Origin of the sequence: Nonomuraea sp. NPDC049158, from assembly GCF_040648335.1 — a bacterium.
In the GTDB taxonomy this organism is placed as follows: Bacteria; Actinomycetota; Actinomycetes; order Streptosporangiales; family Streptosporangiaceae; genus Nonomuraea.
Genome location: NZ_JBEZDM010000010.1, coordinates 191,969 through 212,515 on the forward strand (window position 1 = coordinate 191,969; position 20,547 = coordinate 212,515).

Genomic DNA, 20,547 nt, shown 5'->3' on the forward strand with positions numbered 1-20,547 from the left:
ATGACGCTCGAACGGATCCCCGCGCGGCCCACCAAGGTCGGGCTCGTGGCGGGCGGGCTCGGCGCGTACTGGCCGCAGTTCCCTGACCTGCTGCCCCAGCTGGAGCGCTCGTCCGCGCGAGTCTCCGAGCGCATGGGCACGCTCGGCTGCGAAGTGGTCGACGTCGGCTTCATCTCCGACGCCCAGCAGGGCGCCGCCGCCGCGGAACGGCTGCGGGAGGCGGGCTGCGACCTGATCGTCGGCTTCCTCACCACCTACATGACCGCCACCATGCTGCTGCCGATCGCCCAGCGCAGCGGCGCGCCGGTGCTGCTGATCAACCTGCAGCCGTCGGAGTCGATGGACCACGAGACCTTCGACACCGGGCAGTGGCTGGCCTACTGCGGCGCGTGCCCGCTGCCGGAGATGGCCAACACGTTCACCAGGGCCGGGATCCCGTTCCGCTCGGTGTCCGGCTACCTGGAGGACGAGCGGGCCTGGGCGCGGATCGAACGGTGGGTGAAGGCGGCGGGCGTCCGGGCCACGCTGCGCGACGGGCGGCACGGGCTGATGGGCCACCTCTACCCGGGCATGCTCGACGTCGCCACCGACCTGACGCTGGTGCCGGTCAATCTGGGCGGGCACGTGGAGGTGCTGGAGTTCGACGACCTGCGGGTACGCGTCGAGAAGGTCACCGACGCCCAGGTCAAGGACCGGATGGAGCTCGCGCGCGAGGTGTTCGAGCTGGCCGACACGGTCGTGCCCGAGGACTTCGAGTGGGCGGCCCGCGTCTCGGCCGGGCTGGACCAGCTGGTGGCCGACTTCGAGCTGGACAGCCTCGCCTACTACCACCGCGGGCTCGACGGCGAGATCCACGAACGGCTCGGCGCGGGCATGATCCTCGGCTCGTCCCTGCTCACCGCGCGGGGCGTCCCGGCGGCGGGGGAGTACGAGCTGCGGACCTCGCTGGCCATGCTGATCATGGACCGGCTGGGCGGCGGCGGCTCGTTCACCGAGCTGCAGGCGCTCGACTTCCTGCGCGGACATGTCGAGATGGGTCACGACGGGCCCGCCCACCTGGCGATCAGCTCGCGCAAGCCACTGCTGCGCGGTCTGGGCGTCTTCCACGGCAAGCGCGGGTGGGGCGTGTCGGTCGAGTTCGACGTGGCGCACGGGCCGGTGACGGCGTTCGGGCTGCTTCAGCGGCGTGACGGCCGGTTCGGCTTCGCCGTGTCGGAGGGTGAGACCGTGGACGGGCCGCACCTCAAGATCGGCAACACCACGTCGCGTGTCGACTTCGGCCGCGACCCGGGGGAGTGGACGGACGACTGGAGCGCCACCGGCATCTCCCACCACTGGTCCCTCGGCACCGGCCACCGCGCCGCCGAACTGCGCGCTCTGGCCGACCTCATGGGCGTGGAAGTAGTCGAAGTCTGACATTTCGCATTATTTCCTTAGAAATAGCTGTGAACCGGCTCTTTGGGCCTTTGCCGGGCTGGGGGGCGGGGGCATCGTGGGCCGCATGAGATCAGCGATCCTCACGACCGCGCTCTGCGCCCTGCTCGCCACCCTGCCCGGCACGCCCGCGTCGGCGGCCACGCTGCCCGGCACGTCGGCGCAGGCGGCCACACGGCTTGACATGATGACGCTGCCTGACGCTACGACGCTGCCTGACACGATCGCGCTCCCCAACGGCTTCCGGCCGGAGGGGATAGCGATCGGCGGCCGGCCCGTGGCCTACCTCGGCTCCCTGGCGAACGGCGACATCTACCGCGCCGACCTGCGCACCGGCCAGGGCGCCGTCGTCAGCAAGGGCCCCGGCACCCCTTCGGTCGGGCTCAAGCTCGACTCGCGCGACCGCCTGTTCGTCTCCGGTGGCACCGCCGGGAACGCCCGGGTGATCGACGTCCGTACCGGCGCGGTGCTCAAGTCGTACCCGCTGGCCACCGGGGCGTCGTTCGTCAACGACGTCGTGCTCACGCGGGACGCGGCCTGGTTCACCGACTCCACCAACCCCGTCCTGTACAAGGTGCCGCTCGGCCGTCACGGCGCGCTGCCCGACCAGGCCGTACCGGTGCCGCTCACGGGCGCCATCCAGTACACGACCGGCAACAACGCCAACGGCATAGCCCCGACCCCCGACCGCAAGAGCCTGCTCATCGTCCAGTCCAACGTCGGCAAGCTCTTCAAGACCGACCCCGCCACCGGCGTCACCACAGAGGTGAACCTGGGCGGCGAATCCCTGGTCAACGGCGACGGCCTGCTGCTGGACGGCCGGACACTGTACGTGGTGCAGAACCGGCTCAACACGGTCACCGTCATCCGCCTGACCGCCGACGGCTCGTCCGGCCAGGTCGTGAACCGGCTGACGGACCCCCGCTTCGACGTCCCCAGCACCGTGGCGTCGTTCGGCAACCGGCTCTACCTGCCCAACGCCCGCTTCACCACGACACCCGCGCCCGACACGACGTACTCGGTGAACGCGATCCCGGCACCCCGTAACCACTGACCTGCCCGGGGCCGCCACCCTGGGGTGCCGGCTCCCGATGACAGCGATCTTCGGCTGGCCGCACAGCCCTCCCAGCGCGGCCGGCCGTCGAAGCCGGCGATGAGGCTCCAGCCGCCCGCCACCTTGATCTCCTGCGTTGCGGTCACCGGAGCCCCGCCGAGCGTCATCGACAGGACCTTCCCACCGCCGAGGGTGTAGCGCAGCCCGGCGGGTTGCACATTCCACAGCTGCTCGAAGCCGATCGGTCCGGCTGGCAGGGCGCTGTTCGCTGCGGGAGTTCCCTGGGGCGACCATGTCGGCGCGGCGCGGCGCGGTCGTCGGTGGTCCGCCTGGCCGCCCGCGCGGGACGCCATGGGATCGACGATTCTTTTCGGACCCGACCGTAACCGTTGGTGTGGAGATGGTCAAGGGTTTGCCCGGACGGCCCGCCAAGGCGCTGATCGTCCAAAGACTTGACGGAACTTGCCCAAATGATCACACTAGCGAGCGTAAACAAGCGTGATCGAGGGATGCAACCGCTCTGGTAGCGAAAGATCAAGCGGTCATCTCGCAGAGCTCATCAGGTTTACGGTCCCATCCCTTATCCGGGCCATGCCATTCGCACTGCTCCGGCATGCCTCGTCGTCCCCACCCCACCAGGGAGGTCACATGCGACTGGTCAAAAGCGTCACCGTCTCCTTATCCGCGCTCATCCTCGCCCTGACGCCGCTCGTCCCCGCGTCAGCCGACCAACCCGCCCCCGCGTTCGAGCCTGTGCCACCGGCGCCCGGCCAGGTCTCGCCGGCGACCGAGGAAGCGGCCAACGAGATCAACGCGCTGGCCGAGGCGTCGCCCGAGAAGTACACCGGCGTTCGAGTCACCGGACCCGACGCGGTGACGGTGGTCCTCCCCTCGGGGCCCGACTTCGAGCAGCGTTCCCTCGTTGTTCAAGGCACCCAGAAGCGGGCCGCCGGGACCCGGCCCGTGTCCATCAAGGTCGAGGAAGGCGGCCGCAGTCTGGCCGACGCCCAGCGCACCAAGGCCGAGATCGGCAAGCTCATCAGAGCGGGCACCTACCAGGACAAGGCCATCGGCGTGGGCATCGACCCCGCGCGCGGGATCGCGGTGGCTTACGCCACCAGCGATTCGGACGCCGCCAGGATCGACCTCAAGCGGCGCTTCGGGGATTCGGTGGTGTTCCGGCTCGCGGGCGGGATGAAGCTCGCCGAGCGCGACCGGTCACGGGACTCGGCGCCGCACTACGCCGGGGCCGGATATCGCCTGTGGAACGCGCCGCACACCGGAGAGGCCGGCCTCTGCTCGACGTCGTTCCCCGTGGTGAAGGACGGCATCCGCCACATGTTGACGGCCGGCCACTGCCTGCCGGGCGCGACCAGCTACCCTCGCGCCTGGGCCGCCACCTTCACCACCGCCACCCCGCCCTCGACGAGTTACTACTTCGGGGCCAAGGTGACCACCACCGTCGGCGGCGACCTGGACGCCTACACGGACGGTTCCCAGGACACCTACGGAGACTTCGCCCTGCTCCAAGGCTCCACCTACGTCAACGCCGTCTACAACTGCGCGAATCTCTCGGGCAGCTGCTCGTCCCTGCTGGTCGGGGCGGTGAGCTGGTCGACTCCCGCGAACGGCACCTCCGTCTGCACCAGCGGTCGCACGACCGGCCAGATCTGCCGGCACATCGTGACCGACGCCAGCTGGGAGGGGTACGTCGGCGGGCTGTACATGACCCAGCTGGCCTTGATCCAGTCCGACCAGGACAACGACGGGCAGTACGACTGCACGACGATCAAGCCGGGAGATTCCGGCGGCGCGGTGTACCAGGGTATGAGTGACAGCACCATGGTGCGCGCGATGGGCATCATCAACGGGTACGGCACCTGCCTTTCGCTTTACTCCAAGCTGGCCGGAGTGAAGGCCTGGGACTCCTCCATCTCCATGCCACTGAACTGATGCGACCACGACACTCGCGCTGCCGATCCGAATGACGTGAGCAGCCCCCGCCGGTGAGCAACTGTGCGCTGAATTCCGGCTCAGACCCGGTTCGCTGAGGCCGCCGGGCGTCGTCCGGCAGCGCCGGAGCCGCTTACCTGCCCCGATCACCTACCGCGTCGGCACGGCTAACGCCGGTCGAGGCCGTCGAGCATGAGGGGCAGGAAGCGCTTCGGGATGACGTCCGGGTGGCAGGCGAACACGTTGAGCAGCTCCATGAGGTCGTCGGTGCCGACATCTGACCGCATCGCGCCGTCCGCCTGCGCCAGTCGTACCAGCTCGTCGAGCCGGCGTACCAGCGCCTGCCTCGCCTGCGGCGCGGAGGTCCCGGCCAGCGCTGCCGCGATGGCGCCGCGGCCCTTCTCCACGCTGTAGACGACGAAGGCGCGAATGGCCGACCACGCGTCAGGCTCCGCCGCCGCGGCGCGGTCGAGGGCGTCCATGAGCTCGTGAACATACTGCTCCGCCAGGGCGGCGAGCAGCATGCCGCGGTCGGGGAAGCGGCGGTAGAGCGTGCCGACGCCGACCCCGGCCCGGCGGGCGATCAGCTCCATCGGCGCGTCCGCGCCGCGCTCGGCCACGGCGTCGCGGGCCGCCTCCAGGATCCTGTCCCGATTGCGGCGGGCATCGGCGCGCATTGGACTCCCCTTGAAGTGGACGACAGGCTTCCGCTTAGTCTATAACCGGAAGTCGACATTCCGCTTAGGGGGTTGCGATGATCGTGGTGACAGGTGCGACGGGCACGATCGGGCGCGCGCTGGTCGAGGAGCTCGGCGGTGCGGCGCGAGCCGTGGTACGGCGCGCGGAGCAGGGCGAGGAGCTGGGATGCGACTACGTGGTCGGCGACCTCGAGCGGCCGGAGAGCATCCCGCTCGAGCCGGGTGACAGGCTCTTTCTCAACAGCGCGCTGTGGCCGGGTTTCGTGGGAGCGCACAAGGCGGTCATCGATCATGCGGCGGCCGCGGGTGCGGCGCAGGTGGTGACCGTGTCCGTGCGCGGCGTGACGTCGGGCAGCCTGCTGGGGTTCGGCATGCACGGGCAGGTCGACGAGCATCTGAAGGCGTCGGGCGTGCCCTGGTCGATCCTGGCGCCGGTCGGCTTCATGCAGAATCTCGCGGGCGACGTCGATGAGGAGGGGCGGATCTTCGGCTCGTACGGCAGGGGCAGGGTCGGCTACATCGACGCGCGGGACATCGCGGCGGTCGCGGCCGTGCTGCTCACGGCCGCCGCCGTCGGCGCCGACGCCACGTACGAGCTCACCGGGCCGGTGGCGCCTACGCATGACGAGATCGCCGCCGAGCTCACCCGAGCACTCGGCCGGACCGTACGTTATGTGGACCAGTCGGTCGAGGAAGCCGCCGTTCACCTGGAGAAGCGCGGCATGCCCGCCCAAGCGGCCCGTGACCTGGCCGAACTCATGGCCCAGATCGGAGATGGGCGCTGGGCGAGCACGACCACGACCGTGGCCGACATCCTTGGCCGCGAACCGCGTTCGCTGCGGGAGTTCCTTGGGTAGACGTGCGCCGGTCGGCGCAGCATGAGAAGACCCGCCAGGTGTACGCCGGTCAGAATTGGACGTTCGTCATCGTGTACCACGTCGGAGCGAAGGCCAGCAGGGCCAGTACGCCGAGGACCGCGAACGATTTGAGTATGCGTGACGTGGTGATGATCGCGGGTGCGATGGGCCTCAGCTTCCACCGTCCGACCGCGATGAACGCCGCGACGCCGCCCAGCAAGATATTCGCGGGCACCAATGCGTATTCGCCGCGCGTGATATGAAAACCAGCCGCGAGGATCATCGTCAGCGTCAGGCCGGCGGCGGCGAGCGGCGTCAGCTTCGGTTTGACTCCTGTCATCGCCGGCAGGATCAGGCCGACGCCGCCGAGTACCTCACAGACCCCGATGAAGACGATCAGGGGCTGCGGCACCGCGGCGTACCAAGCCACGGCCCGGGGCGCTGCCGCATACAGAGCTCCGTCGTACAACAGCACCTTGCCGAAACCGCTGCCGGCGAAGAAGAAGCCGAACAACGCTTGCAGTGACCAGAGTGCGCCGTTGAGCGTGAACCTCGCTCCATTCCTCTTGGGCTGCTGCTCAATGTCCTCAAGTGCGTGCTGGTTCATGTCCTGTCACTGCCTTTCTTGTCGGGTGTGGTTTCGTCAGCACGTGGTGATCGGTACGTGCTGACGGGACTCATCCGATCACCGAGGCGAGGTCGCGCGCCGCGTCCGTGGGACACGGTGGGACACGCGAGACGCGGTCCAGCTGCGAAAACAGGAATGTGTGCCGTGACCGCGGGCTGGGACGGTTCCCGTGGTGCGGGTATCGAGCGAGACCGGCGAGTGGCACATGGTTGTCACCCGCGAGGACATGTCACGTTCCGTGTTGGATATCTAGAGTTCTACATATGACGGATGGTCCGCGGATGACCCTGCAGACGATGCTCGTGCTGGAAGAGCTGCTGTCCGACCCGGCGAAGCGCCGCTACGGGCTGGAACTGTGCGAGAAGACCGCTCAGCCCAGCGGCACCATCTACCCGATCCTGGCCAGGCTGGAGCGTGAATTCGGTTGGATCGAGCGCCGCAAGGAGTCCGCGGCCGAGCACCTGGCCCAGGGCCGCCGCGCCCGCTATTACTACACGCTGACCGAGAAGGGCGCGCTTCGGGCTCGTGCCGCCCTGGAGCGAGCCCAGCGGTCCCGCGGACCTGCCGTGAACCTCCGGCCGGCGACGTCATGACCGGCTTACTGGAGCCGCTGCTGGCTCGGCTGCCCGCCGAATCGACGGCTGTGGAGCGTGGCAGGATCCAGCGTGCGTACGCCTGGACTGTGCCACTGTCTGCGCCGCCCTGCTCCACGATGTCATCGAGGACACCGGGTGCGACGCCGCACAGCTCCGCGCGGAGTTCGGCGACGAGATCACCACGCTGGTCCAGAGCGTGACCGAGCTCGACCACGGGCACGATCAGGCGGCCATCGACGCCGCGGACAACCGCGTCCTCGCCCTGAAGGTGCTCGACAGGCTGCACAACATGCGCACCATCCAGCACCTCGACCAGGAGAAACAGCGACTGAAGAGCGAGCAGACGCTGGACCTCGTCGCACCGCTCGCCGGGCGCCTCGGTCTGCGGGCCATCGCGGACGAACTCGAATCGATCGCACGCGGCTGTCTGAGCCGTCTCCCCGGGGGCACCGGCGCGACGTACCAACTGCTCGCCCTCGGCGTGCTGCTTCTCCCAGCGGCCGTCCGAGCGAGTTATCTGGACGAATGGCTCGGCGAGCTCGACGTGCTGCGGGACCGCCGGACCCGCGCCGGCTTCGCATTCAGGCTGGCCCTCAGCACGCCCGCTCTGGCTCTGACCGTGCGACGACCCACACGGGTGCCCCCCGCCCTCCACGCCGGCGTCACCCGGCTACGCAGGAAGCTCGGTCTTGATCAACCAGGGTGAGGTCCTCCCTGCCCTCGAGGTGATCTCCAAGCGGCAACCGGCCGAGCTTGAGCAGCAGTTCGGTGAGCTCGGCCGGCATGGTGATCATGCAGTCGTGGCCCGTCTCCAGTTCCCACACCTGTGCCGGGCTGCCGTTGGGCTGTATCGCTGGGACGGGCCGCCGCTTGATGCCCTCCGGTGCGCCGGCGACGCAATGAATGTGCGTGCGCGGAATCGTGCGCACGGCCGGGTTGTCCAGCCGGACCGGTTGCCGGAGGCAGAGCACCGGCTGATCCGACAGCATCGTCCGCAGCCACGCCACGTCCGCCGGGTCGGTGACCCCGAACAGGCCTAGAGGCGGCGGCGACTCGGGCATCGGCGGGATCCGCCAGCCGGCCTCGGACTCCGCGGCGCGGTCGATGAGGGCCTGGGTCACGGGATGCACATCCACCGCGCTCTCGCCGTCCTCCGGGACCATCGCGTCGAGATAGACCAGATGGGCGATCCGATCCGGAATCCGGTTGGCGGCGGAGGAGATGACCAGCCCGGCGTAGCTGTGGCCCACCAGGATCACGTCGGTGAGGTCCTGCTCGGTGATCAGCCTGACGATGTCGTCGACGTGCGTGTCCAGCCCTACCTCGGGGCCGAGCAGATGCGCCTTGTCGCCGAAGCCGGTCAGCGACGGCGCGACCACCCGATGCCCGCCCGATGCCAGCAATGGGACCACCCGCTCCCAGCATTGCCCGCTGTGCCAGGCCCCGTGTACCAGCAAAAATGTTGACATGGTGTAACTCCTCGCTCGCGGAAGGGGTCACCGGCCGATGTCGCCGGTGTTCGTCCCGGAAGTGAGGTTTCCGCTCGCCCGCTGACGGAGCCAGAGCCCCCGCGATCCTGGGGGTGACAGGACCAGGCACGCGCGAGGGTGCGCGAACTATCGTGGGGACATGAGCGACGAAGTCCACCTTCTGGGCGATTACGTACGAGCCCGCCGGGAGCTCGTCACTCCAGAACAGGCCGGCATCCCCTCCGTGGGCGTACGGCGCGTGCCGGGCCTGCGCCGGGAGGAAGTCGCGATGCTCGCCGGCATCAGCGCCGACTACTACCTGCGCCTGGAGCAGGGCCGCGACCGCAACCCCTCCGCGCAGGTCCTCGAGTCCCTCGCCCGCGTGCTGCTGCTCGACGACGACGCGACGGCCTACCTGCTACGCCTCGGGGCGGGAAAACCCCGGCGGCGACGGCGGCGCCCCCGGAAGGAGACCGTTCCTCCGGGCGTCGCCAAGCTCGTCGTCACGCTTCCGCTCCCCGCGTACGTGGAGGGCCGCTACTTCGACGTTCTCGCCGCCAACGCGCTGGCGACCGCTCTGTCGCCTCGACTGGTGGCGGGGAGCAACCGCCTGCGGGACGTGTTCCTCGACCCCGCCGAGCAGGCCCTCTACCCGGACTGGGAGGACGCCGCGCAGGGCATGGTCGCCGGCTTCCGACAGTCCGTCGGCACCGACACGGACGACCCCCGATTCATCGAACTCGTCGGCGAACTCTCCCTCGCCAGCCCTCGCTTCAGCAGGCTCTGGGCCCGTCACGACGTGAACACGTGCGAAGGCACCCCCAAGCACATCGACCACCCCCAGGTCGGTGGCCTGTGGCTGAACCGGGAGAGACTGGGCGTCAGCGGCGCGACAGGCCAGACGCTCGTCGTCCTCCACCCGGACCCCGGCACCGACAGCGCCGAGAAGCTGGCGCTCCTCGCGTCCGTCACGCGAACATGACCCCGCCCATGCTGAGCCGCTCGGCCGGGTGACCCAGCCCGAGGAGATCGTCGATGTCGACCCGCCACGACGAGTACGACAGCCGGTGATCACCCTCAGGCTTTGGCCGCGCGCCTCCATCCCGTCGCGACCATGACCAGCAGGAGAGCCGCGAGAGCCGACCAATAGGCCGTGTGCTGCAGGCTCGCCGGTGGGTTGGTGAGCGCGGACGCCAAGCCCGGCAGGACGTAGATCGCCGCCGCCAACGCCCAGCGCGGGCTACGCGCGACGATGGTCGCCCACACCCCTGCCAAGAGCAGGACGCCTTCCGTACCCGCCCTGACCAGCTGCCAGGTCTCGCCGTACTCGATGAAACCGGGCGCGTAGGTGAGGACGAAGGCGGCCGCCGGGATCGCCAGCCACCACCACGGCCGCGTGCGCAGGTCCCGCGATCGACGGGCCGCGAGGACCACGGCCCCGGCCGCCAGCAGGCCGTAGGGAGTCAACGAGACCCAGTTGTGGTAAGCCGGGCCCAAGAACGGCGCCCATCCCGTCGCCTCGGCCCCGACCAGCATGTGCAGCATGGCCCGGCCGGTCGAGAGTGCGATGACCAAGGCCAAAGGCAGGGCCGCCAGCGCCCAGCCGCGCAGCAGCGCGACCACCAGCGCCGCCGAAGTGGCCAGCCACCAGGGGGACGCTTGGTCGGCGATGTTGTACGACAGATTGGCCAGGGCCAGCGTCAGGAGGCCGAGATGCAGGCCGTCGGCCCACCATGGTGCGGGTCCCTCGGCGGCCTTGCGGGCCCTGGCGGCGAAGCCCGCCGTGACGAGGGCGGCCGTCTCCCGCGGCGAGGGGACGCGGCGCGGCGAGTCGTTCATCAACGTGCCGAGGATCTCGGTGCCGTATTCGGCACGGTGACGGGATGGGAAGGCGCGCAGGAACAGCCGGTACCAGGTTTCGGTGAACGCCTCGCTCATGCCTGCGCCGTCCTCATCGCCGGGGCGATCCGGCCCGTGACGACGCGGGCGGCCTGCTCCATCCGCGCCGCCTCCCGCATGACGGCCACACGTCCGTCCTCGGTCAGCCGGTAGTAGCGGCGGGGGCGGCCCTGGACGGTCTCCTCGCGGTCCACGGCGATCAGCCCGTCGCCCGCCAACCGGTCGAGCGCGCCGTAGAGGGTGCCGACGGCGAGCCGCACCCGCCCGCCGGACTGCTCCTCGGCCCGCTTGATGATCCCGTAGCCGTGCGAAGGGCCGTCTAACAGCGCGGCCAGTACGAAGTAGGTGGGCTCGCTCATCACTGGCGATCTTTTAACCATACGGGAGACGATATATCGGGCGGCGAAGTATGGGAAGGGGCACGGACACCGCCCACCCAGACGGTGCCCGTGCGCGCGTAACGGCGCCCGGCCCTGTGCGGGCTCAGCGGCCGTATTCCTGGAGGCCCTGAGCCCCGTGCGGCGGGTGGCGGTGGGGGCGGCTGTGCCGTAACAAGAAGAGCCGTAGCAAGAAGAGCCGTAGCAAGAAGAGCCGCACGAGAAAATTGGTCAGCCCTTGTCGCTGCCCTCGTTGGCGCCACGGACGAACCTGCGCTGGAATATCACGAAGATCACCGCCACCGGGATCGTCGCCAGCAGCGCCGCCCCCAGCTTGAGCGGGTACTGCGTACCGCCCCCCAGCGACCCGCTGACCAGGTCGGCCAGCCCTCGGGGCAGCGTGAACAGTGCCGGGTCCTGGACGGCCACCAGCGTGTGCGGGAACTCGTTCCACGTGCCCTGGAACGAGATGATCGTCAGCGTGATCAACGCCGGCCGGGCCATCGGCAGCACTACTGACCAGAACATCCGGAACGCGCCCGCCCCATCGATCCGGGCCGCCTCCTCCACCCCCGCCGGGATCGAGTCGAAGAACTGCTTCATGATGAACACCCCAGCCGCGTCCACGAGGACCGGCAGGATCAACGCCAGATAGCTGTCATACATCCCCAACTGATTGAGGACCAGAAATTTCGGGATAAAGAGGACGACGCCTGGCACGGCCATCACCGCGATGATCGCCCCGAACAGCGCCGACCGCCCGCGAAACCTCAGCCTGGACAGCGCGTACCCGGCCAGCGAGTCGAGGAACACCCGCCCTACCGTCACCACGATCGTCACCAGCACCGAGTTGCCCAGCCACACCGGCATGTCGGTACCGCTGAACACCCGCTCGAACCCCGCCAGCGTCCCCGGGTGGGGGATGGGCGAGAGCGGTGAGGCGGCCGCGTCCGGCTCGGTCTTGAACGAGTTCGCGATCTGGATGACGAACGGGTAGATGAACACGAGCGCGAAGAAGATCAGGATCGAGTAGCCGGTGAAGGTGCTCGCGAGCCGGCGCGCCCCACCTCCCGCCGTCCTGTCCCGAGCCGAGGGCGTCGAGGACGTCGAGCGTGTCGAGGGCGTCACGAGCTTCTCCTCTCCCGCATCACGCGCCGCTGGAACAGCGTCAGCAGCACGATGATGAGGAACAGCACGAACGAGATCGCCGTCCCCGCCCCGTAGTCGAAGTCCCGGAACGCCGTCCGGTACGACAGGAACGCCGGAGTCAGCGTGGTCTTGGCCGGAGCCCCCTGGCTCATGACGTAGATCTGGTCGAACACCTGCCAGCTCCCGATCATCCCGAGCGTCAGCACCAGGAACATCGTCGGCCTGAGCAGCGGCAGCGTCACGTACCGGAAGCGCTGCCACCGACCCGCCCCGTCGAGCACGGCCGCCTCCTCCAGCGTCACCGGGATGTCCTGCAACGCCGCCAGGAACATCAGCATGAACGTGCCCGACGTCGTCCACACCACCAGCGCGATGATCGCGCACATCGCCACGCTCGGCCCCGACAGCCACTCCCACCACGACAGGCCGAACGGCCCCGCCCCGGCGAGCGCCGCCGGCGGCGTGTCCATGCCGAGCAGCAGGTGGATGACCCCTCTGGCGTCGGAGAACCACTGCGGCCCCTGGATGCCGAAGAAGCCGAGCAACTGCGTGAGCGCCCCCGAGTTGCTGAAGATGAACAGGAACACCACGCTGATCGCCACCGAGCTGGTGACCGACGGGAAGTAGAACGCGCTCCTGAAGAACGACTTGCCCTTGAGCAGGCGGCTGTTCACGATCAGGGCCAGGCCCAGCGCCAGCGCCGTCTGCAGCGGTACGACGATCGCCACGTAGTAGGCGTTGTTCCGGATGCTGATCATGAAGTTCTCGCGGGCCAGGTCGTCACGGGTGAACAGCCGGCCGTAGTTCTCCAGCCCGACGAACGGCACGCCGCTCTTGAACGGGCTGCCCTGGCCGTTCCACGAGGTGAGGCTGACCCACATCGCCATCAGGATCGGCATCAGCAGGAACACCCCGAGGATCAGCACGACCGGCGCGACGAACAGCCACCCCGTCGCGTCGTCCCTGGCCCGGCCGCGGCGCATCAGTCGCCCAGCGCCGACTGCGTGTTCTTCTGCAGCCTGGCCAGCAGCGCCTTCGGGTCCTGCGAGGTGAGCTGCTGGAACCCGGCGTCGAAGTCGGCCAGGACGCTGTCCATCTTGGCGGCGTTCACCGGGCCCTGGGCGTAGGCGGCGCCGTCCACGAACGCCGTGTCCGTGGGGAACTCCTTGACGTAGGCGTCCTTGGCCGACTGCCGCGACGGCATGACCCCGAACGCCTTGGCGAACGCGAGCTGCTGGTCGGCCTTGGTCATCGCCTCGACGAAGGCGATCGCCGCCGTCTTGTTGGCGCTCTTGGCCGCGATGCCCCAGCAGTTCGTGAACGACAGCGTGCCCTGCTTGGCGCCGGCGGGCAGCGGATGGGCCGTGTACTGGATGTCGGGGTAGTCGGCCTTCAGCGCGCCCTTGATCCAGTTGCCCTCGATCGTCATCGCGGCCTTGCCCTTGCCGAACGCCTCACCGGCCCACGACGCGCCGAGCTGCTTGGGGTACTGGGCCAGCTTGTCCTTGAGCAGGGTCTTGACGTACTCCAGGGCCTTGAGGTTCTCGGGGCTGTCGCCGGTGGCCTGCTTGCCGTCGGCGCTGGTGATCCAGCCGCCCGCCTGCACCATGAACGCGCCGATCCGGTCGCGGGTGTCGCCGAGCGCCAGCGGGGTGATGCCCTTGGCCTTGAGCTTGCCGGCCGCCTCGGTGAGCTGTTCCCACGTGGTCGGTACGTCGGACGCCGCCAGGCCCGCCTTCTTCCACAGACCGTCGTTGACGATCAGCGCCAGGGTGGAGAAGTCCTTCGGCGCGCAGTAGAACTTGCCGTCCCGGGTGAAGGTGGTGCGCAGGCTCGGGTAGAAGTCGTCCGGGTTCGAGATCTTGTCCCCGTACGGCTCCAGCGCGTCGACACTGGCGTAGTCGGCGAACCGCGAGGCGTCCACGTAGAAGACGTCGGGCGGGGTGCCGCCCGCGAACGCCTGGCCGAGCTGCTGGTGGATGTCCTGCGCCGGGGTGACCGTGGCCTGGTTGCCGCTCGCCTTCGCCCACGCGTCGGCGGCCTGCTTGACCGCCGTCGTCTCCGGGTCGCCGGAGGAGGCGATGAGGATCCGCAGCGAGGCCGGGCCGCTGCTCTGCGGCGCGGCCGACGGCTTGTCCTCGAAGCCGCTGCCGCACGCGGTCGCGGCCAGCGCCAGTACGGCGAGCGTCGCCAGGGGGAGGTGTTTCATCGCGTTTCCTTTCACGCTGTACGCCGGATGACGAGGGAGGGTTGAAGCAGTACGTGATCCGGCTTGTCCGGGCTGTCGTCTTCGAGGAGCCGGGTCAGCACGCGGACACAGCGCACGGCGGCGTCCGACAGCGGCTGGCTCAGGCTGGTCAGGCCGATCGCGGCCGCCACGGGCGTGTCGTCGAACCCGATCACGGGCGCCGGCCCGGCCTGCATGGCGCCCAGGGCGACGGAGTCGCTCACGCACACCAGGGCGGTGGCGCCGGCCGCGATCAGCTCCCGCGCCGCCGCCTCACCTTCGGCCGCCGACCCATCGGTCCGCCGCTCCAGCGCGCCCGCCTCGCTGCCTTTTGGGCTCGCGGCTTCGAGGGCCCGGACCCAGCCGCTCCTGCGGTCGTCGCCGACGCCGGAGCCCTCGGGCCAGCCGATGAACCCGATCCGCCGGTGACCCGCGTCGAGCAGGTGCCGGGTGGCGGCGGCCGTACCGGCCGCGCCGTCCACGTCCACCCACGGATGGTCGCCGCCCTCCGGCATGCCCCACGGCCGCCCGAACGTGACGAACGCCAGCTCCCGCTCGGCCAGCCACGAGGTGCGCACATCGCCGTAATGGGTGCCGGTCAGGACGAACGCATCCGGTTCGTACGCCCCGAGCAGGTCGTCGAACGTGGCGATCTCCGACCGATCGTCGTCGGCCGAGTAGAGGATCACCCGATACCCCGCCTTGGCCGCCGACTCGGTCAGCCCGTGCAGGAACCGGTCGAAGACGTTCATGCCGTCCTGGGTCTGCTCGATCCGTACGGCCAGGAGCCGCGACCGGCCTGTCCGCATGCGGCGCGCGGCCTGGTTCACCCGGTAGCCGAGCTCCTCGACCGCCTGCCGTACGCGCTCACGCGTCTCCTCGCGGACGAGGTCGGGGGAGTTCAGGACGTTCGAGACGGTCTGCCGGGAGACGTTGGCACGCCGCGCGACGTCGGCAATCGTCACCTTTTCGGGCATTGTGTCGCTTTCTAATGGTTTGAACGTTCAAACGGAGGTATGGCAGGATTGGATCGTTCAAGTAAACGGAGTGTTACGCACTATCTCCCTTGGATGATTCGCCTGTCAAGATTTTGGGGGCCGCTCGTGCTCGACCAAGCCACGCACCGCCTGCAACCGCTGCTGCACGACCTCGTCAGCACCGTCCTGGCACCGACGACCGCGCTGAGCGGCACCGACGGGCAGATCAGGGCGGCCGGGGTGCAGGGCCTCTTCCACGCGGACGCGCGGGCGTTGTCGCAGGTGAAGCTGGCCGTGGACGGCAGAGAACCGGAGGCGGTGGGGCACGCGGCGCGGGCCGCCGGCCGTACCAGGTTCGTGTCGCTGGTCCGCTGGCTGGGCGACCCGATCGCGGACCCCACGGTCCGCGTCGACCGCACCCGCGAGGTCTCTCCCGGACGGATGGCGGAGCTCATCGAGATCGCCTCCACCGCCACCCGCCCGGTGACGGCCACCGTCACGCTCGACCTGAGCTGCGACTTCGCCCCGATCGAGCTGGTGAAGGCCGGCGGCAGCGCCCCTCCGGCCACCGTCACCCCCGCCTCGTCCGCCGATGGCGCTTGCCTGGAGTGGCGATCCGGCCGCATCCACGTACGGGCGACCGCCGAGCACGCCACGGCCGAGCTCGTGGGGCAACACGTACGGGCGACCGCCGAGCACGCCACGGCCGAGCTCGTGGGGCAACACGTACGGGCGACCGGCGAGAACGCCACGTCCGTACGGGCGATCGGCGAGGCTGTCACAACCGAGCCGCAGCGCGAGGGGCGGTTTCGGTGGGAGGTCGCGCTGGCGCCCGGCGAGCGTGTCACGCTGCGGTGGGCCGTCGTGATCGACGACCCCGAGGCGGTGGTGACCGCGCCGGCCAAGCCGCTGGAGTGGAGCGTCCCCGAGGTGACGGCCGACGACACCCGGCTCGTACGGCTGGCGGCGCGCTCGCTCGAAGACCTGCGTTCCCTCCGGCTGGCCGAGACCGGAGAACCGGGGGATACGTTCCTGGGGGCGGGGGTGCCGTGGTTCCTGACGCTGTTCGGGCGAGACAGCCTCTGGGCCGCCAGGATGCTCCTGCCTCTGGGCACCGACCTGGCGGCCAGCACTCTGCGCGTACTGGCCAGACGGCAGGGCACCCACGTCGACCCGGCCACCGGTGAGGCGCCCGGCAAGATCATGCACGAGCTGCGCCGCCACGAGCACAGCGGCGGCGGCCTGCGACTGCCGGCCGCCTACTACGGCACCATCGACGCCACGCCGCTCTGGATCGGCCTGCTGTACGACGCCTGGCGCTGGGGCATGCCCGCCACCCAGATCGAACCGCTGCTCCCCGCCCTGGAGGCGGCGCTCGGCTGGCTCGGCGACCACGCGGACCCGGACGGGGACGGCTTCCTGGAGTACATCGACTCCACCGGCCACGGCCTGGCCAACCAGGGCTGGAAGGACTCGGGCGACGCGGTCCGCTTCCGCGACGGCCGCCAGGCGGAGCCGCCCATCGCGCTGGCGGAGGTCCAGGGGTACGCCTGCGCCGCCGCCCACCAGGGGGCCGCGCTGCTCACGGCGTTCGGCCGGGAGGGGGCTGAGCGGTGGCTGGACTACGCGGGCGCGATGTCCGACCGCTTTCGTTCCCGCTTCTGGGTCACCCACCCCGCGCCCGCCACCGGGCGGGGGAATGGTCACCCCGCCTCTGCCACTGGCGGGGAGAGCGGTTATCCCGCGCTGGCCCTCGACCGCGACAAACGGCCGGTCGACTCGCTGACCAGCAACATCGGCCACCTCCTCGGCACGGGACTGTTGTCGCCGGGGGAGGAGGCGAGGGTGGCGGAGCTGCTGGGCGCCCCGGCGATGTCCGGCGCCTTCGGGCTGCGGACGATGTCGGCGGACGACGGCGCGTTCAGCCCGCTGTCCTACCACTGCGGGTCCGTCTGGTCGCACGACACCGCCATCGTCATCGCCGGACTCGCCAGAACCGGTCATGGCCGGCTGGCGGCGGAGCTGGCGCGGGGCCTGCTGACGGCGGCGGAGGGCTTCGACTACCGCCTGCCCGAGCTCCACGCGGGCGACGACCGGGACACGGTCGGCCGCCCGGTCGCCTACCCGGCCGCCTGCCGCCCTCAGGCGTGGTCGGCCGCCGCCGCTGTGACGCTGCTGCACGCGGCTGTGGGCCTGTATCCGGACGTACCGGGCAGCAAGGTCCTGGTGCGTCCGCTGGCGGGAGCCCCGCTCGGCGCGGTCACGGTACGCGGCCTGCGGGTGGCGGGCGCCGACGTCACCGTGTCGATCGACCGGTCAGGCGGAGTCCAGGTGACAGGCCTCCCAGCTGGGCTGTCGGTCGAGGTGGCCGACCCCGGCCTGTCGGTCGAAGCCGCCGAGCCCGGCTTGCCGGTCAGTGGGGCGTAAAGGGCCGGTGGCGCTGCCGTTTCCTCGCTGGCCGACGGCCGCGTCCGCCCGGCGCACAGAGAGCCACGGCTAGAGACGGCTGCGTCCGCCCGATGGTCGTGTCCTTAGAGGTGGGCCGGGAGGATGGAGAGCTCGGTGAGGTGGGCTTCCGGTGGGGCGGTGAGGGCTGTCAGGGCCAGGGAGGCGACCGCGGCCGGGGGCAGGCACCGGTCGGGGTCGTACGTCGAGCCGAAGTCGGTCCGGACCTTGCGCAGCAGCTCGGTGGCCGTGGCGCCCGGGTAGATCGTGGTGACGCGGACGCCATGGGGGTGTTCCTCGTCCCGTACGGCGTCGCCCAGCTCGCGCAGTGCCGCCTTGCTGGCCGCGTAGGCGGGCCACCCCTTGGGGCTCAGGCCGGGCGCGGCGTTGATGAGGATCACCCGGCCGCGGCTCCTGCGCAGGGCGGGCAGGAGGAGACGCAGCAGTTCGGCCGCCGAGGCGACGTTGACGTTGAACGTGTCGCGCCACAGCTCCACCGTGCTGTCCGCGGTCGCCGTCACCTCGGCGATGGCCGCGCAGTGTACGAACCCGTCTAACTCCCCGATGGGCGGCATCGCGGCGGCCAGTGTCTCCGGCCGAGCCAGGTCCGCCACGATGGCGATGACACTGCCGGGCGTGAAACCGGCGGGGGTGACATCGAGGTGCGTGACGGTGATGGGCCTGACTCCGGCGGGCGTGACATCGGTGGGCGTGACCGTGGGGGTGGCGGGGGTGGCCGCGTTGGGGGCGCTACCGGCAGCGGCGACAGCGGCGGACGGGACGGCCGGGGTCATTATCTCCGGCCACGGGAGATTCGCCGCGACCGGGGTGATCTCGCCCAGCCCCGCGATCCCATCCATCGCATCAGCCCCGGCGATCCGGCCCGCGCCGTCAGGGCCGGTGACCTCGTCCATGGAACCAGGCCCGGCCGACCGATCCACGGCGCCGGGTCCGCCCGACACGCCGGGTCCGCCCGAGGTGGCGGGCCCGTCCGAGGTGGCGAGCCCGGCTGAGGCGGCGAGTTCGCTCAGGCGGGCCGGGTCGCGGACCAGGGCCAGGACCCGGTAGCCCGCCTCCAGCAGCGTCGTGGCGATGGCCGAGCCGATGCCGCCCGTCGCCCCTGTCAATAAGATCGTGCCAGCACGGGTCATGATCAGAGCGTGGCAGAGGCGCGGGCCGTACGTCTATTAGCTCTTGATCGTGTAGCTGTCGCCGTACACCTTCCAGGTCAGCGGCGGGTTCAGGTCGAGGTTGCCGTTCTTGAGGAAGACCCGCTGCTCGGTGTCGACGCGGGTGGTGTCCTCGTGCGCCTCCTCGGCCTTCATCGCGGCCTTGCGGGCGTCCAGGAACGCGTTGAGGTACGTCGTCTCGTTGCCGCCCTGCGCCGGGGTCTTGGCCTTGGACATCGCGGTCTTCCTGATGCCGCCGAAGCTGAGCTTGTCGGTTCCGGGGCCGTGCATGACGATCGCGTCGTAGTAGATGAACTGGCCCAGCGCCCGCAGTCCGTCCGTCTTGGCCTGGCTGACCGACGGGTTGAAGTAGACGCGGTCGCGCTCGTCGTTCTGCGCCGTCTGGAAGGCGGTGTCCTTGGCGGCGGTCTTCCAGTCCTTGGTGAAGTTCGGGTCGAGGCCGGCGTGCGAGTCGCTGCCGTTGACCTTGCGGAGGGCGGGCAGGTATTTGGCCAGGACATTGCCCGGCTTGCGGTTGGTGTAGAGCTCGACGAGCGCCAGCATGTCGCTGGTGCCGGAGCAGAACCCGATGATCCCGGCCGTGTAGCCGCGGCCGTCGTCGATGTCCTCGATGTAGCCGTACTGGGACTTCCAGTCGAGCGTGGAGTTCTCGGCACTGGACACCAGCTGCATGGCGATGTCCTTCTTGTGCGGATCGGTGAGGTCGACCGCTGCCTGGCTGGTGCCCGTGAGCGTGAGAGTGGTGGCTAAGGTGACCAGTGTGACGAGAGTGGTTCGGAGCAACGTTATCTCCTGCTCTTCGTTAGGAAAGATTCCTAACGAACCATACTCACAGGAGTCAACGTTCGGGGCTTTTGTTGTGAAATTAGGCCCCTTATCGGCGTAGTGCGGCGAGTTGCTGCTCGAACGGCACGACATCCAGCTCCAGCCGGCGGCCCGGCCCTCGGCGCGGCCTGCTGCCGGCCGCGTCGCCGAGCGCGGCCCCGGCGGGTGCCGGCGTACGGCTGCGCAGCAGGTCGGCCAGTTCGGTCGCGGCGCGGTCGATCCGCTCCGCCAGGCCGTCCGCGAAGTCGTCACCCCCGCCGCCCCAGTCCTCCGCCGCCGCGTAGACGGCGGTCGGCATCACCATGGCCCTCAGGTACGCGAACAGCGGCCGCAGCGCGTGCTCCAACACCAGCGAGTGGCGTGGCGTACCACCTGTCGCCGCGATGAGCGTCGGCTTGCCCACCAGCGAGGCGGGGTCCAGGACGTCGAAGAACGACTTGAACAGGCCGCTGTAGGAGGCGCTGAAGACGGGCGTGACCGCGATCAGGCCGTCGGCCTCCGTCACCGCCTCGATCGCCGCGCGCAGCCGGGCGCCCGGGAAGCCGGTGACGAGGTTGTTCGCGATGTCGATGGCGAGATCGCGCAACTCGATCACCCGCACGGTCGTCTCAGTCGGCTGGTCGCCGAGCCGCCCGACGGTCGCCTCGGCTGGCTGGTCGGCGAGCCGCCGCACGGTCGCCTCCGTCAGGCGGTCGGCGAGCAGGCGGGTGGAGGACGGCTGGGTCAAACCCGCCGTGACGACGACGAGCTTCATGAATACTCCTTCGAA

The 20,547-nt window shown here is 69.9% G+C and carries 21 protein-coding genes; 8 read left to right on the top strand and 13 right to left on the bottom strand.

The features are described from left to right. A complete protein-coding gene (locus AB0B61_RS23310) occupies nt 1–1,416 on the top strand; it encodes an L-fucose/L-arabinose isomerase family protein (protein WP_358435267.1) in 1,416 nt (471 codons plus the stop codon). Nucleotides 1,417–1,501: 85 nt separating this feature from the next. Next, nucleotides 1,502–2,488, top strand: a complete 987-nt coding sequence (locus AB0B61_RS23315; protein ID WP_358435270.1) for a superoxide dismutase — start codon at nt 1,502–1,504, stop codon at nt 2,486–2,488. On the opposite strand, the gene AB0B61_RS23320 is transcribed toward AB0B61_RS23315, so the two are convergent. Then, nucleotides 2,401–2,841 carry a hypothetical protein gene (locus tag AB0B61_RS23320; protein ID WP_358435273.1) on the bottom strand — a complete coding sequence of 147 codons (441 nt, stop codon included), beginning with the start codon at nt 2,839–2,841 and terminating at the stop codon, nt 2,401–2,403. The genes AB0B61_RS23315 and AB0B61_RS23320 overlap by 88 nt on opposite strands. A gap of 295 nt (nt 2,842–3,136) precedes the next feature. Here AB0B61_RS23320 and AB0B61_RS23325 point away from each other — a divergent pair, with 295 nt between their 5' ends. Beyond that, complete coding sequence (locus AB0B61_RS23325) at nt 3,137–4,441, top strand: hypothetical protein (RefSeq protein WP_358435275.1); 1,305 nt, start codon at nt 3,137–3,139, stop codon at nt 4,439–4,441. A gap of 167 nt (nt 4,442–4,608) precedes the next feature. Here the strand turns inward: AB0B61_RS23325 and AB0B61_RS23330 are convergent, their stop codons facing one another. Next, complete coding sequence (locus AB0B61_RS23330) at nt 4,609–5,118, bottom strand: helix-turn-helix domain-containing protein (protein ID WP_358435278.1); 510 nt, start codon at nt 5,116–5,118, stop codon at nt 4,609–4,611. Nucleotides 5,119–5,195: 77 nt separating this feature from the next. Here AB0B61_RS23330 and AB0B61_RS23335 point away from each other — a divergent pair, with 77 nt between their 5' ends. Further along, complete coding sequence (locus tag AB0B61_RS23335; RefSeq protein WP_358435280.1) at nt 5,196–5,996, top strand: NAD(P)H-binding protein; 801 nt, start codon at nt 5,196–5,198, stop codon at nt 5,994–5,996. Between the two features lie 49 nt (nt 5,997–6,045). On the opposite strand, the gene AB0B61_RS23340 is transcribed toward AB0B61_RS23335, so the two are convergent. Continuing rightward, nucleotides 6,046–6,603 carry a DoxX family protein gene (locus tag AB0B61_RS23340; protein ID WP_358435283.1) on the bottom strand — a complete coding sequence of 186 codons (558 nt, stop codon included), beginning with the start codon at nt 6,601–6,603 and terminating at the stop codon, nt 6,046–6,048. A gap of 284 nt (nt 6,604–6,887) precedes the next feature. Between AB0B61_RS23340 and AB0B61_RS23345 the strand changes: the two genes are divergently transcribed. Both AB0B61_RS23345 and AB0B61_RS23350 read left to right on the top strand, forming a co-directional pair. Then, entirely contained in the window at nt 6,888–7,217 is a 330-nt protein-coding gene (locus AB0B61_RS23345) for a helix-turn-helix transcriptional regulator (RefSeq protein WP_358435286.1), read from the top strand. Nucleotides 7,218–7,299: 82 nt separating this feature from the next. Beyond that, complete coding sequence (locus AB0B61_RS23350) at nt 7,300–7,926, top strand: HD domain-containing protein (RefSeq protein WP_358435602.1); 627 nt, start codon at nt 7,300–7,302, stop codon at nt 7,924–7,926. Here AB0B61_RS23350 and AB0B61_RS23355 read toward each other — a convergent pair. Further along, nucleotides 7,883–8,689 (bottom strand): alpha/beta hydrolase family protein, encoded by an 807-nt coding sequence (locus AB0B61_RS23355; protein ID WP_358435289.1) that lies wholly within the window; start codon nt 8,687–8,689, stop codon nt 7,883–7,885. The two genes, AB0B61_RS23350 and AB0B61_RS23355, sit on opposite strands and share 44 nt — an antisense overlap. A gap of 160 nt (nt 8,690–8,849) precedes the next feature. Between AB0B61_RS23355 and AB0B61_RS23360 the strand changes: the two genes are divergently transcribed. After that, on the top strand, nt 8,850–9,671 hold the full coding sequence (locus AB0B61_RS23360) for a helix-turn-helix transcriptional regulator (RefSeq protein WP_358435291.1): 822 nt from the start codon (nt 8,850–8,852) through the stop codon (nt 9,669–9,671). A gap of 95 nt (nt 9,672–9,766) precedes the next feature. On the opposite strand, the gene AB0B61_RS23365 is transcribed toward AB0B61_RS23360, so the two are convergent. The 6 genes from AB0B61_RS23365 to AB0B61_RS23390 all read right to left on the bottom strand — a co-directional run bounded on the left by AB0B61_RS23365 (nt 9,767) and on the right by AB0B61_RS23390 (nt 15,306). Further along, nucleotides 9,767–10,627, bottom strand: a complete 861-nt coding sequence (locus AB0B61_RS23365; protein WP_358435294.1) for a hypothetical protein — start codon at nt 10,625–10,627, stop codon at nt 9,767–9,769. Next, nucleotides 10,624–10,947 carry a PadR family transcriptional regulator gene (locus AB0B61_RS23370; protein ID WP_358435296.1) on the bottom strand — a complete coding sequence of 108 codons (324 nt, stop codon included), beginning with the start codon at nt 10,945–10,947 and terminating at the stop codon, nt 10,624–10,626. The genes AB0B61_RS23365 and AB0B61_RS23370 overlap by 4 nt, the downstream gene beginning before the upstream one ends. A gap of 249 nt (nt 10,948–11,196) precedes the next feature. Then, complete coding sequence (locus tag AB0B61_RS23375) at nt 11,197–12,093, bottom strand: carbohydrate ABC transporter permease (RefSeq protein ID WP_358435299.1); 897 nt, start codon at nt 12,091–12,093, stop codon at nt 11,197–11,199. Beyond that, nucleotides 12,090–13,097, bottom strand: a complete 1,008-nt coding sequence (locus AB0B61_RS23380; RefSeq protein ID WP_358435301.1) for a sugar ABC transporter permease — start codon at nt 13,095–13,097, stop codon at nt 12,090–12,092. Before AB0B61_RS23380 ends, AB0B61_RS23375 begins: the two co-directional genes overlap by 4 nt. Further along, nucleotides 13,097–14,323, bottom strand: coding sequence for an extracellular solute-binding protein (locus tag AB0B61_RS23385; protein ID WP_358435303.1), 1,227 nt, complete (start codon nt 14,321–14,323; stop codon nt 13,097–13,099). Before AB0B61_RS23385 ends, AB0B61_RS23380 begins: the two co-directional genes overlap by 1 nt. 11 nt (nt 14,324–14,334) lie before the next feature. Continuing rightward, nucleotides 14,335–15,306: a LacI family DNA-binding transcriptional regulator gene (locus AB0B61_RS23390; RefSeq protein ID WP_358435306.1), complete on the bottom strand. Its 972-nt coding sequence runs from the start codon at nt 15,304–15,306 to the stop codon at nt 14,335–14,337. A 138-nt stretch (nt 15,307–15,444) separates the two neighbouring features. Between AB0B61_RS23390 and AB0B61_RS23395 the strand changes: the two genes are divergently transcribed. Further along, nucleotides 15,445–17,745 carry a glycogen debranching N-terminal domain-containing protein gene (locus AB0B61_RS23395; protein WP_358435309.1) on the top strand — a complete coding sequence of 767 codons (2,301 nt, stop codon included), beginning with the start codon at nt 15,445–15,447 and terminating at the stop codon, nt 17,743–17,745. A 104-nt stretch (nt 17,746–17,849) separates the two neighbouring features. On the opposite strand, the gene AB0B61_RS23400 is transcribed toward AB0B61_RS23395, so the two are convergent. The 3 genes from AB0B61_RS23400 to AB0B61_RS23410 all read right to left on the bottom strand — a co-directional run bounded on the left by AB0B61_RS23400 (nt 17,850) and on the right by AB0B61_RS23410 (nt 20,532). Then, on the bottom strand, nt 17,850–18,914 hold the full coding sequence (locus AB0B61_RS23400) for an SDR family NAD(P)-dependent oxidoreductase (protein WP_358435311.1): 1,065 nt from the start codon (nt 18,912–18,914) through the stop codon (nt 17,850–17,852). A gap of 36 nt (nt 18,915–18,950) precedes the next feature. Next, the gene (locus AB0B61_RS23405) at nt 18,951–19,736 is read right to left on the bottom strand and encodes a chitosanase (RefSeq protein ID WP_358435313.1); all 786 of its coding nucleotides are present in this window, start codon (nt 19,734–19,736) and stop codon (nt 18,951–18,953) included. Between the two features lie 91 nt (nt 19,737–19,827). Continuing rightward, nucleotides 19,828–20,532, bottom strand: coding sequence for an FMN reductase (locus tag AB0B61_RS23410; RefSeq protein ID WP_358435316.1), 705 nt, complete (start codon nt 20,530–20,532; stop codon nt 19,828–19,830). Nucleotides 20,533–20,547 lie beyond the last annotated feature (15 nt).